Genomic DNA, 11,908 nt, shown 5'->3' on the forward strand with positions numbered 1-11,908 from the left:
CTCAGCACCCCTGCCAGGGGGCCCAGTCGCCGAGGTGGGTCCGGCGGGTGTGGGAGCGGGCCTCGGCGTGGGTGAGCTGGGGCCGGTTCGCGGGGACGGTGATCGCGGCGCCCGGTCCGCTGTTGCGGTACTCGGCGAACCGCTGGTTCTGCCACGGGTGTCCCGCCGCCATGTCGGTGTAGGGCTGCACCGCGTCGATCCCCCCGCCGAGGCGGGTCTCGCGCACGGTCAGCATGGGCCGGGCGGTGAGGTCGGAACTGGGCACCCAGGGGCGGGCCAGTTTGTAGTAGGCGTCCGGCGCCTCACTGGTGACCCGGCCGCCGGTCACCAGATAGCCGCGCGGATTGGCGCCCGCGGTCGAGGGCGCGAAGACGAAGCCGTACGGGGCCCCGGTGAGGTCGGTCCGCTTCAGGGTGTGGAAGTGGCAGTCCTCGAACACGGCGGTGGCCCGCCCGAACACGAAGTCCACGTCCCCTTCGGCGTAGCAGTGCGCGAAGTACTGGCGGGCGAAGGTGCCCAGGGCGATGGAGTCGGCGTACAGCGTGTCCTGGTGTCCGAGGAACCGGCAGTGGAGGAACGCCGACCGGTCGCCCTGCACCTTGATGGCGACGGCCTGCGTGCCGCTGATCCCGGGATGGTCGGCGCGCAGCCAGTCGTTGGAGAAGGTGATGTCTCGGGCGGTGAACCCGTCGGCCTGCACGGTCGTGGTGGCCGAGCCGGTCGTGCCGTAGGTGCCGCCGCCGGGCTTCGGGGTGCCGGCCGCGTTGTCGTACACGATCACGACGTCGCGCGCCCGGCCGGAGGCGCCGATCCAGGTCATCTCCTTGCGGGCGGCGCTGACGGCGACGGTCTCGCGGTACGTGCCCGGGGCGAGGACCAGGGTGTGCCCGACCCCGCTCGCGGCGTTCACGGCGGCCTGCACGCTGGTGTGGTCGCCGAGGCCCGCGGGATGGACGTACAGGGTCCGCTCGTCGAGGCGGGCCGACGGAGAGCCGTACCGCCCGAAGGGGGAGCGCCCCTGTGCGTGGGCCTGGGAGGAGACGCCCAGCGCGAGCGCGGCCCCGGCGCTCGCGACGACGAAGGACCGTCTGCTGACGTGTGCCGGCAGGGTCATGGTCAGCAGACCTTTCCGGCGCCGGCGCGGCTGTTGACGATGCCCGGCACGGCCCGCGGCGAGTCGACCTTCGTGCGGAGGGTGGGCTTCCACCCGGCACCCGACTGGAGGGTCTCGCCGGGGATCTCGGTGTTGTGCACGGCGATGAGGTCGGTGCGCTTTCCGTTGACGTAGTTGTTCTCGGCGGTGAGCGGCGCCTCGTTCCACTTCTTGAGGACCTTGCCGACAGCGGCTCCGGCCGGCAGCGAGATCGCGTTGTCGCTGGCGTACAGCTGCGAGGAGATGCCGACGCCGAAGATGTAGTAGTCGTCCTTCTGCTCCTCGCCGACCACGTAGTGGTTGTTGTAGACGTCGACCTGTCCGAACCGCACCCGCGGAGAGCGCTGCAGGATCCCGTCGAAGCGGTTGTGGTGCATGGTGACCTTGAGCTTGCCCGCGTCGGTCGTGGCGGTGCTGTCGCTGTTCCCGATGAGCATGTTCTTGTCGTGGTCCTGGAAGCGGTTCCAGGACACGGTGACGTGGTTGGCGCCGCGCACGATGTCGGTCAGGCCGTCGTGCTGCTGGAACACCTTGCCGAAGTAGCTCGGGCGCTCGCTGTCGGGGTAGCGCCCGTCGGTGAACGTGTTGTGGTCGATCCACACGTGGTCGGTGCCGAAGACGACCACGGCGTCGTACTCGGAGTTCCAGTTGCCGGTCTTGTTGTCGTCGGTCGGGTCCCACTTCGGGAAGCAGTCGAGCGGGGCCTCGATGGTGAGGTTGCGCAGGATGACGTTCGAGACGCCCTTGATCTGGAGGCTGCCGCCGAGGATGCCGGACTTCTTGCCGACGCCGACGATGGTGGTGTTGCTCGGGATCGCGGCCTTGATCGCCGAGTCCTGGTTGGCGGCGGACGCGACCCGTGCGTCCTCCTGCGGGCCGCTGGCGACCACGTCGTTGCCCCAGACGGCCGGGTCGTAGTCCTTCAGGTACTGCTGGAGGTCGTACCCGCCGGTGGTGAAGGCCTCGCAGCCCTCCGAGACGGCGTCGATCATCCCCTTCACCTTGATGATCTTCGGCGCGGTCCCGCCGGCCTTCAGCGCGGCCTTGAACTCCGCCCAGGTGGTGACGGTATAAACCTGCGAGGAGTCGGCGGCCGAGCCGCCGGTGGTGCCGGCCCCCTCGGACCCCCAGCCGTCACCGGCGGCGAGGGTCTCCCGCCCGAGGTCCCGGCCCTGGGCATGGGCGACGGTCCCGGTCGCGGTGAGGACGAGAGCGGTGCATCCGACGACGGATGTAATGACATGGGCATGCCACATACGAGAACGCATGAGTGCGGGTTCCTTCCGGACAAGAACAAGGGATGACGGCCCCTGTGTCAGGGGCGCGGGGCTGCGACGGGCGCGGCCGCGCCACGAGGGCGCGACCGGCGACGGTGGACCGGCGGCTACGAACCGGCCTTCTGCCGGGGCACTAGGACTCGGGCCAGGTGATCCAGGACTCGGGAATCTCGCGGTCCAGGCGCCGCACGTCCCGGGGCGCGAGCACCCGGCGACGCGACAGCTCCCCCGCCACCAGCCGGGCCACGGCGATGGCACCCGGCGGGTTGAAGTGCGTGTTGTCCTGCTCGGTGGCGGTCCAGTTGAAGTACTTCTTCGTCTCCTCCGCACCGAGCTTCTGCCACAACGCGATCGACAGGGCCTGGATGTCGAGCAACGCCACCCCCTCCTCCTCGGCGAGGGCCTTCATCGCCGCCGGATACTCGCCGTGGGTACCCACGGCGTTCCCGGCTGCGTCGAACTTCCGCCGCTCCACGGACGTGGCGAGCACGGGCCGCGCACCACGCGCCCGCGCCCCGTCGACGTACTGACGGAGGTGGTCCTGGTACGTGGTCCACGGCTCGGTGTAACGGGTGGGATCGGCGCTCTTGGAGTCGTTGTGCCCGAACTGGACGAGCAGGAGGTCGCCGGGCCGGATGGCCGCGAAGACGGCGGCGAGACGTCCCTCGTCGATGAAGCTCTTCGAACTCCGGCCGTTCACGGCGTGGTTGGCGACGGTCAGCCGCTCCTGCAGGAAGAACGGAAGCGCCATGCCCCAGCCCGTCTCGGGCGCGGCGTCGGCGTACTTCTGGGCGGCGGTGGAGTCACCGGCGATGAAGAGGGTGCGCTCACGCGGCCGCCCCTGCGGGGCGGCGGCTGCGGGCCCCGTCGCCGCGACGGCGAGGGGGACGGCGGCGAGCGCCGCGGTGGTGACCTGTCTGCGGGTGAGTGACACGGCGGTGTGCCTTTCTCAACAGCCTTGCGGGACAAGTACGTTCAGTGATGCCTTCAAGGGGCCCCGCGCCCCGAAGGGGCGCGGGGAACTGCGCGGCAAACCCCCACCGGCCGGCGGCCGGGTACGGGCCCGGCCGGCGGGGCCGGACGCGGAGCGTTACCCCTTCTGCTCGTTCCACTCCGTCTGGGCCTCGTTGAGCTGGTCGGCCAGGGTGTTCAGGAAGTCCTTGGCGCTCATGGACCCGTTCATGACCTTCTGGAAGGCCGGCTCGTTGTCCGTCTTCGAGATGGTGTTCCAGTCGGGCAGGTAGTACGGCAGCTGGACGATGGTCGTGGAACCGTCGGTCAGCGCCTCGGCCGCGAGCTTGGTCGGCTCGGCCTTGGAGACCCAGGCGTCCTTCGCGGCGTCGTTGTTCGACGGCACCTGGCCGGCGGACTCGTTGAACTTGGAGTTCTGCGCCTTCTCGGTGGCGAACTCGATGAACTTCCAGGCGGCGGCCTTGTTCTTGGAGCTCTTGAACATCCCCAGTCCGTCGACGGGGTTGGAGACCTGGACGCGCTTGCCGCCGGCGCCGACCGGCTGCGGAATGCCCCGGAACTTGTCGGCTCCGAGCGCCTTCACGTGATCCTGGTAGGAGCCCAGGTTGTGGTTGAGCATGCCGATCGTGCCGGAGTCCCACTGGGCGACCATCTTGGTGAAGTCGTTGTTGAGGTCGGCCGCCGGGGTGACCTTCTTGAACAGGCCCACGTACTTCTCCAGGGCCGCCACGTTCTTCGGGTCGTTGACCGTGGTCTTCTCGTTCGCCGAGTCCCAGAAGGACGTGATGCCGGACTGCCCGTACATCGCGTCCAGCGCCTGGGCGATGGAGCCGGCGCCACCGCGGATGGTGTAGCCGAACTCGTTCTTGTCCTTGTCGGTGAGCTTCTCGGCTGCCTCGTAGAACTTGTCCCAGGTGGTCGGCGCGTCCAGGCCGGCCGCCTTGAACAGGTCGGTGCGGTAGTAGAGGACACCGTTGTTGGCGGAGGTCGGGATCGAGTACAGCGTGCCGTCACCACCGCCGGCGGCCTTCAGCGACTTGAGCATGTCCTCGTTGAGCTTGCCGCTCAGGGAGGACTTGCCGAGGCGGTCGTCCAGCGGCTCCAGCGCGTTCTGCGCGGAGAAGCCCGCGAGCATCGCCGCGCCGACACCACCGACGTCCGGCAGGCCGGCGGCCTGGATGGAGGTGTCGACCTTCGACTGGTACTCGGTGGCCGCGATCGGGACGTACTTGACGTCGATGTCCGGGTTCGCCTTCTCGAATTCGGCGATGATCTCCTTCCAGATGTCGGTGCGGACACCGCCGTTGTTGTCCCAGAAGGTGATCTCACCCTTGCCGCTGCCGTCGGACCCCTTGTCGCCCGTCGAACCGCTGCCGTCGTCACCGCAGGCGGTGGCGGTCAGCGCGAGTACGGCGCTCACGGCGACGGCGGTGGCGGAGCGGCGCGCTCCTCTGCTGCTCCTGCGAATGCTGTTCTTCATGATCGGCTCTCTTCTTCTGGATCCAACGAGGGTTGTGTCGCTGTGAGATGTGAAGCTGTGGGGGTCAGTGGCGGGCGTGGGGTGCCCAGTCGTCGGTCCCGGCGAGGTAGTCGGTGACCGTGTGCGTGGCCGCGTCGGCGCGCGGCAGTTGCGGCCGGTCGGCGGTGACCGCCGCCCCGGGGCCGTGGGTGCGGTACTCGGTGAAGCGCGCGTCCTTCCACGAGAAGCCGCTCATGTCGGTCCACGGCGAGGACTTGATCGCGGCGGGCAGCTCGGTGTCCCGGAAGAGGACCTGGGCGACCGCGTCCGGCTCGCCGCCCGGGTGCCAGGGCCGGCCGAGGTGGAAGGACCCGGCGGGCGCGTCGCTCACGACCTTCGACCTGGTGATCAGGAACCCGTACGGGTTGTTCTTCCAGGTCGAGGCGGCCGTGATGTAGCCGTTGTTGGTCGCCGAACCGCGGCTCAGCGCCTTGATCACGGACCGCTCGACGACGGTGGTCGCCCGTCCGTAGATGAAGTCGACGTCGCCCTCGATGTACGAGTCGCGGACGTAGACCCGGCTGATCACGTCGAGCTTGGGGCTGTCGGTCATCAGCGTGTCCTGGTTGCCCAGGAAGGCCGTGTCCTCGAAGACGATCCGGTCGCCCGTCGTCTTCATCGCGAGGGCCTGCTCGCCGTTCAGCTCGTGCGCGGCCTCGTCGAAGTCGTTGCTGAAGGTGAGGTGGCGCGCGGTGACGTCACTGGCGGCGATCCGTACGGTGGCGCTGCCGTTGGAGCCGCCGTGGGCCGCGGGGGTGTCGAAGACGATCACGGTGTCGGAGCGGTCCCGTCCGGTCCCCTGCAGCACCAGGTGCGGCTTGCCCGCCGGAATGCGGACCTGCTCGCGATACGTCCCGGGCGCGACGCGGATGGTGACCGTGCCGGTGTTGCCGTCGGGCACGGCGTCCACGGCGGCCTGGACCGTCCGGTGATCGGCTGGCACGTTCAGGACGGTGTTCGTGCCGAGTCTCTTCTGCGGGCCGGAGAACCTCGACACGAGCGCGGGCACCGCGGCCGCCGGGTCGAGCCGGTAGTCGTAGAAGTCCCGCGGGTCGAAGGCCGCGCCCCACGCCTCCTGGCGCCCGGTGGTGTTCCGCAGGATGGACCCGCGCTGCACCAGCTCGGCGGTGGCGTCCGCCTGGTAGGGGTGCTGGACGTCCTTGTAGTAGCTGTTCTCGATGACCATCTTCGTCTGCCCGCGCGACCAGTTGCCGTACGTCCACACCGGGTCGCCGGGGTCCGCCTGGGCGGTCATGTAGTTGTTGTAGAGGTGTGCGTAGGCGCAGTTGTCGGCCGACGGGTTGCGCTGCTTCGTGCCGCCGAACCAGTTGTGGTCGATGGTGATCTGCGTCTTCACGTTCGGCGTCCAGCCGATGCCGAAGGTCTTGTTGTTGTTCTCGAAACGGTTGTAGGAGACGGTGACGTACTCGCTGTCCTTGCGGACGTCGAGCTGCCCGTCGCAGATCCGCGAGAAGCGGTTGTGGTCGATCCAGACGTGGTGGACGGTGTCCATCTGGATGCCGTCGAAGTCGGTGTCCTTGCAGTCCCAGTTGCCCTCGACGTACGAGTCGCGGATCGTCAGGTTGCGGATGATCACGTTGTGGGTGCCGGGTGCGAGGTGCAGCTCGCCCTGGACGAGCTCGCCGGCCGTGCCGACGCCGATGATGGTCTTGTCCGAGGCCACGACGACGTTCGCGCCGAACGGCTCGGCCTTGATCGTCCCGGCGACCCGGATGACGTACGGCTCCTCGGCGGCCGCGTACCGCTCCAGGCCGGCCTGGGTGGTGACGGTGACCACCTTGCCGCCGGCGCCGCCCGTCGTGCCGCCTTCGAGGGAGGCGAATCCGTGCGCCGTGTCCGCCCAGCGGGGCGAGGCGGAGGGGGCGGGAGTGGAGACCGGGGCGCTGTCGGAGGCCGCCTCGGCCGGCGTGAGGGCACCGAGTCCCAGCGCGGCCACCAGGGCGGTGACCGTGCACAGGACCCGGCCGGGACCGGAACCGGGACCGGGACCGGACCCCGGTCTCGGCAAGCGCTTGCTACGGAAGTGCGTCATTGCGGCTCCCCACAGGCTTACAACGGTGATGACTTCGAGCGGTCAGGCGAGTGGCGCGGTGATGCGGAACTGCGTGAACGTGGCCGCCCCGGCGTGTCCCCCGCCGGTCGGCGCGGCGCCGAAGAGGCCGAGCAGGGCGCCGACCCAGCGCCAGGGAGTGGCGGCGAAGACCTGCCCGGAGGTCTCCCAGCCGCTCCCGAGGTCGTACGAGAAGCGGCAGCGCGCCCCGGCGCCGGCCTCGATCCGCAGCCGGACCCGCCCCTCGGGGGCCATCCGCGGATGGGCGGCGTCCCGCTCCCGCTCGGCCACCGACTCGGCGAACCGGTGCACGAGGTGGACCGTCCCGTCCGCCCCCCGTTCGAGCCCGATCCAGCTGAACGAGTCGCCCAGCACGGCGAGTCCGGCCCGCGCGCCCGGCTCCTCGGCGTCGAGCCGCAGCTCGGCCTCGACGGTGCAGGCCGTGCCCGGCAGCCGCTGGGTGAGTACGTTCGCCAGCTTGCGCAGATCGTGCGCGTCGGCCGTCCGTACGCAGGTCAGCCGCAGTCCGTCGCCGGAGTGCTGGGTCGCCCAGCCGTCCTGAGGGTTGGCGGTCCACTGCCACTGCCGCCCGAACCGCCCACCGGGGAAGTCGTCGTCGGTGGCGGGCGCCGAGAGCGGCTGCCGCGGCAGGTCGGGCTTGCGGTGCACGGCGACGGGTGTCCCCTCGTCCCCGATGACCGGCCAGCCGTCCGTGCCCCAGCGCATCGGCTGGAGGTGGACGACCCGCCCGTACGGGCCCTTCTCCTGGAAGTGCGCGAACCAGTGCTCGCCGGACGGGGTGGTCACCCAGCCGCCCTGGTGAGGGCCGTTTACGTCGGTGTCACCCTGCTCCAGGACGACCCTCTCCTCGTACGGTCCGAAGAAGTCGCGCGAGCGGAAGGCGCCCTGCCAGCCGGTCTCGACGCCGCCCGCGGGGGCGAAGATCCAGAACCAGCCGTCGTGCCGGTACAGCTTCGGCCCCTCCAGCGTGAACCAGCCGGGGATGCGGTCGCCGTCCACGATCAGCTTGCCGTCGTCGAGCAGGCCGGTGGCGTCGGGGCGCATCCGGTGACCGGTGAGCCGGTTCTTGACGCCGGAGCGGGACTTGGCCCAGCCGTGCACGAGGTACGCCTCGCCGCTCTCCTCGTCCCACAGGGGACAGGCGTCGATGAGTCCCTTGCCCGCCTTGATCAGGTGCGGGCGGGTCCAAGGGCCGCGTATCTCGGGTGCGTTGACCTGGAAGATGCCGTGGTCGGGGTCGCCCCAGAAGATCCAGAACCGGTCGTCGTGGTGGCGTAACGACGGCGCCCAGACACCGCAGTCGTGCCGCGGCTTCCTGAACTCGCGTGCGGGTTCGAGGCGTTGGAGGGCGTGGCCGACGAGGTTCCAGTTGACCAGGTCGCGGGAGTGCAGCAGCGGCAGGCCCGGGGCCCGGCCGAAGCTGGAGGCGGTCAGGTAGTAGTCGTCGCCGACGCGCAGCAGGTCGGGGTCGGACCAGTCGGCGTTCAGCACCGGGTTGCGGTACGTGCCGTCGCCGAGGTCGGCGGTGAAGGCGGGTGCGCTCTGGCCGCTCACGGGCTCACCGCCTTGCGGACGAGCGCCGCCGCCTCGCCGCGGCCGAGGCGGCCGTCGGCGACCACGGTGACGACCCGGCGTACGACGGTCTCACCGGCCGGGACGGGCAGCCGCTCCTCGGGGGCGAGGGACGAGCCGACGCCCGGGTACTCGGCGGTGCGCACGAACCACGGGTCGCGGCGGGTGAGGTCGGTGGCTCCGGCGAACACCAGCGTCCAGTTCGCGCCCGCGAGCGCCACCCAGCCGGTGCGCGCCCCGTGCGCCGCCTCCTCGCCCTCGGTGTCCGCGGTGAACACGGCGGGCGGCTCGGCCTCCTTGCGGGCCCGCCAGAAGAAGCCGCCGTAGGCCGCGCCGGGCCGGCCGTTGGTCGCCGGGCTGCCGATCGACAGGGGTTCGGACGTGGTGTTGGTGAGCGAGAAGGTGAAGTCCAGCGCCCAGGCCGTCTCGGTGAGTTCGGTGGCCGCGACCGTACGCCGCTCGCGCAGCAGCTCGGCCCCCGCGGCCACCCAGCGCAGCTCCTCCACGAAGCCGTCGGGGTCGCGCAGCTGGAAGGCGGAGTGCCGCTGGGCGCCGTGGTTGTCCAGCTCGGTCGGGCCCTGGTCGCGCACGTATGTGCGGCCGCCCCAGAAGTTGTGCCCCTCGACGTCGGGTACGGCGACACCGACGCCGAGGTGATGGAGGTGGTCGGCGGGGCTGAGCTCGGTGACAGCCGTGCCGGCCAGGGTGGTGACGGGGTGCAGGTAGGGACGCGGCGACAGCTTGGGCGCCAGCTCGGGCCGGGTGATGTAACGGCCGACCGGGCGGCCCGCGACGCGCAGGACCAGCGACTCGTTGTTCATCAGGTGCTCACCTCTTTCGGAGGTGCCCAGGAGGCACCCAGCTCGGAGTAGAGGGCGAGGGTGTCGGCGGCGGCCTCGACGAGTCCGTCGACTCCGTGCACGACCCGGCGGTTCTCCTCGGGTTCGAGGTACCAGGCGTCGGCGGGCAGGGCGAGCGGGTCGGGCGCCTGCCGGATCGCTTCGACGACCTTCATGAAGGCGCCCGTCGACTCCGGTGCGACCAGCAGCTCGGCCCGGCCTTCGAGGTGCTCGACGAGGTTCTCCAGCAGGTCGGTCCTTGCGTACGTGTACTCCTGCGGGCCGTGCCCCGAGCGCTGGACGAGGACGCGGTCCTGCTTGTACCAGAAGGTGATCCGGCCGCTGGTGCCGTGCACGAGGACGTACGGATCGCCGGGGTGCTCGGCGCACAGGGTCGCGGCGACGGTGATGCGGCTGCCGGCCGTGGTGGTGACGCGGACGCAGGAGGTGTCGTCGGACTCGATGTCGTTGGCGCGCAGCAGTTCGGTCTCGATGCCGGTGACGTCCTCGGCGCGGGTGGCGCCGTCGAGGGCGAGGGCGGTGGCCACGGCGTGGGCGAGGGGGTTGGTCAGTACGCCGTCGAGGACGTCGACCCCGTTCATCCGGCGTCGTCCCGCCCAGGGTGCGCGGCGGTAGTACTCCTCGGCGCGCGCCCAGGCACCGGCCCCGCCGATGCCGTCCACCCGGCCGATGGTGCCCTGCGCGACCAGCTCCCGGATCGCGGGCACGGCGTGCGAGCCCAGCGACTGGAAGCCGATCTGGCAGACGACGCCGGCCGTGGCGACCCCGTCGGCCATCCGGCGGAACTCCGCGTACGACGGCGCGGGCGGCTTCTCCAGCAGCAGGTGGACGCCCCTGGCGGCGGCCGTCAGCGCGAGGTCGGTGTGGGTGGGGATCGGCGTGCAGATCACGGCGATCGCGGCGCCGGTGGAGTCCAGCAGGGCGCCGAAGTCGGCGGACTGCGCGGGGAGTTCGCCCGGCGCCCCGAAGTCCTCCAGCTCCTCGCCGGTGAGCGGGGTGAGTTCGCAGATCCCCGCGAGGCGTACCAGGCCCTTGTCCTGGAGGCGGCGGATGTTCTGCAGGTGCCAGCGGCCGTGACCGCGGGCGCCCGCGAGGACGACGGGGACGGGGCCTTCGTACGAGGTCGTGGAGGTCATGGACCCCATCGAAGCGGTACCGGGCCCGGTGGCGGCGCTCATCGGATCCTCCCCGCTCCCGCGCCGCGCGCCACGTCACGGTCGGCCTTGGCTGCGCTGTCGACCGTGCCGTGCAGGGCGGGCGTCCAGCCGACGTCGGCGGTCAGATCGCGTTCGCTGCCGGAGTTGTAGGCGTTGTGGATGGTGAGCAGGTCGACGGGGAAGCCGTTGAAGAGCGTGCCGGTCTGGTGCAGGGCCGTGCCGTTCCAGCTCTTCACCAGGTCGGCCGCCTCGATGTGGCCGGGCGTGGTGAAGGCGTTGTTCTCGGCGTAGAGGGCCGACTCGGTGGAGACGCCGAGCGAGTAGCGGTGGTCGTGGGCGTCGGCCGGGACGACGTACCGGTTGTTGTAGAGGTGCACCTGACCGAAGCGGACGCGCGGAGCGCGCTGGACGACGGACTCGAACTCGTTGTGGTGCAGGGTGACGCGGAGCCTGCCGCGGTCGCCGGTGGCCGTGTCGCCGTTGCCGATCAGCATCGCCTTGTCGTGGTCGGCGAACCGGCTCCAGGAGACGGTGACCAGGTCGGAGGCGTTGGTGATGTCCAACAGGCCGTCGTGGCGCAGGTAGTTGCGGCCGAAGTGGGTCGGCTCGTCCTCGTCGGGGTGGCCCTTGTCGGAGGCCGTGACGTGGTCGATCCACACATGGGTGGCGCCGCGCAGCCACAGCGTGTCGTAGGCCGTCTTCCAGTCGCCGAGGCCGCCGGTGTTGGGCTGCCAGACGGGGAAGCAGTCGTAGGCGTCCCGCAGTTCGAGGTTGCGGACGATGACGTTGTCCGCGTCGCGGACCTGGAGGCTCGCGCCCTTCAGTACGGCGCTGTCGCCGAGCCCGACGATCGTGGTGTTGGAGCCGACGGTCAGTTCCACCCGGGCCGCCTGGGCCGCGGCGGAGGCCTGGCGGGCCTCCTCCTGCGGGCCGGCGGGCCTGGCGGAGCCCCAGGTCCGCGGGTCGTACGCGGCGAGGTACTTCTTCAGGTCGTAGCCGCCGGTCGCGTAGTCGTCGCAGTCCAGCCGCCTGCCCGCGTCGTCGGTGTTGGCGTCGATCGTCCCCGCGACCTTGATGATCTTCGGGGTCGCGCTGCCGCCGTCGAGGGCGCGGACCAGTCCGGCCCGGTCGCGCACGGTGAAGACATGGGCGTCGTCTGCGGAGGAACCCCCCGTGGTACCTCCGTCGGCGGCCGCCCAGCCGTCGTTCGCGGGCAGGGTGTCGCGGCTGATGTCGCGCGCCTCGGCGTTCGCGGGTGCCCCGAGGGCGGCCAGCATCGCGCCGGTGAGGCCGGCCTGGAGGGCGC

The 11,908-nt window shown here is 70.8% G+C and carries 9 protein-coding genes; all 9 read right to left on the minus strand.

Annotated features, from left to right (window positions below):
* Position 1: 1 nt before the first annotated feature.
* On the minus strand, positions 2-1,114 hold the full coding sequence (locus KUF83_RS07505) for a pectinesterase family protein (RefSeq protein ID WP_217453788.1): 1,113 nt from the start codon (positions 1,112-1,114) through the stop codon (positions 2-4).
* 2 nt (positions 1,115-1,116) lie between these two features.
* Positions 1,117-2,421 (minus strand): polysaccharide lyase family 1 protein, encoded by a 1,305-nt coding sequence (locus tag KUF83_RS07510; RefSeq protein ID WP_217453789.1) that lies wholly within the window; start codon positions 2,419-2,421, stop codon positions 1,117-1,119.
* 142 nt (positions 2,422-2,563) lie between these two features.
* Entirely contained in the window at positions 2,564-3,364 is an 801-nt protein-coding gene (locus KUF83_RS07515) for a rhamnogalacturonan acetylesterase (RefSeq protein ID WP_217453790.1), read from the minus strand.
* Between the two features lie 156 nt (positions 3,365-3,520).
* Complete coding sequence (locus KUF83_RS07520; protein ID WP_217453791.1) at positions 3,521-4,882, minus strand: sugar ABC transporter substrate-binding protein; 1,362 nt, start codon at positions 4,880-4,882, stop codon at positions 3,521-3,523.
* Between the two features lie 64 nt (positions 4,883-4,946).
* A complete protein-coding gene (locus KUF83_RS07525) occupies positions 4,947-6,974 on the minus strand; it encodes a pectinesterase family protein (RefSeq protein ID WP_217453792.1) in 2,028 nt (675 codons plus the stop codon).
* A 42-nt stretch (positions 6,975-7,016) separates the two neighbouring features.
* Complete coding sequence (locus KUF83_RS07530) at positions 7,017-8,567, minus strand: glycoside hydrolase 43 family protein (RefSeq protein ID WP_217453793.1); 1,551 nt, start codon at positions 8,565-8,567, stop codon at positions 7,017-7,019.
* Positions 8,564-9,406 carry a PmoA family protein gene (locus KUF83_RS07535; RefSeq protein ID WP_374106011.1) on the minus strand — a complete coding sequence of 281 codons (843 nt, stop codon included), beginning with the start codon at positions 9,404-9,406 and terminating at the stop codon, positions 8,564-8,566. The genes KUF83_RS07530 and KUF83_RS07535 overlap by 4 nt, the downstream gene beginning before the upstream one ends.
* On the minus strand, positions 9,406-10,581 hold the full coding sequence (locus KUF83_RS07540) for a Gfo/Idh/MocA family protein (RefSeq protein WP_254643513.1): 1,176 nt from the start codon (positions 10,579-10,581) through the stop codon (positions 9,406-9,408). The genes KUF83_RS07535 and KUF83_RS07540 overlap by 1 nt, the downstream gene beginning before the upstream one ends.
* 38 nt (positions 10,582-10,619) lie before the next feature.
* The gene (locus KUF83_RS07545) at positions 10,620-11,879 is read right to left on the minus strand and encodes a polysaccharide lyase family 1 protein (protein ID WP_217453814.1); all 1,260 of its coding nucleotides are present in this window, start codon (positions 11,877-11,879) and stop codon (positions 10,620-10,622) included.
* Positions 11,880-11,908: the final 29 nt, after the last annotated feature.

Source organism: Streptomyces sp. BV286 (assembly GCF_019090165.1).
In the GTDB taxonomy this organism is placed as follows: Bacteria; Actinomycetota; Actinomycetes; order Streptomycetales; family Streptomycetaceae; genus Streptomyces.

Coding starts and splice junctions, on each gene's coding strand:
- KUF83_RS07540 (WP_254643513.1), bottom strand. CDS start 10,581: ATGACCTCCACGACCTCGTACGAAGGCCCCGTCCCCGTCGTCCTCGCG.
- KUF83_RS07505 (WP_217453788.1), bottom strand. CDS start 1,114: ATGACCCTGCCGGCACACGTCAGCAGACGGTCCTTCGTCGTCGCGAGC.
- KUF83_RS07510 (WP_217453789.1), bottom strand. CDS start 2,421: ATGCGTTCTCGTATGTGGCATGCCCATGTCATTACATCCGTCGTCGGA.
- KUF83_RS07545 (WP_217453814.1), bottom strand. CDS start 11,879: ATGCTGGCCGCCCTCGGGGCACCCGCGAACGCCGAGGCGCGCGACATC.
- KUF83_RS07520 (WP_217453791.1), bottom strand. CDS start 4,882: ATGAAGAACAGCATTCGCAGGAGCAGCAGAGGAGCGCGCCGCTCCGCC.
- KUF83_RS07535 (WP_374106011.1), bottom strand. CDS start 9,406: ATGAACAACGAGTCGCTGGTCCTGCGCGTCGCGGGCCGCCCGGTCGGC.
- KUF83_RS07525 (WP_217453792.1), bottom strand. CDS start 6,974: ATGACGCACTTCCGTAGCAAGCGCTTGCCGAGACCGGGGTCCGGTCCC.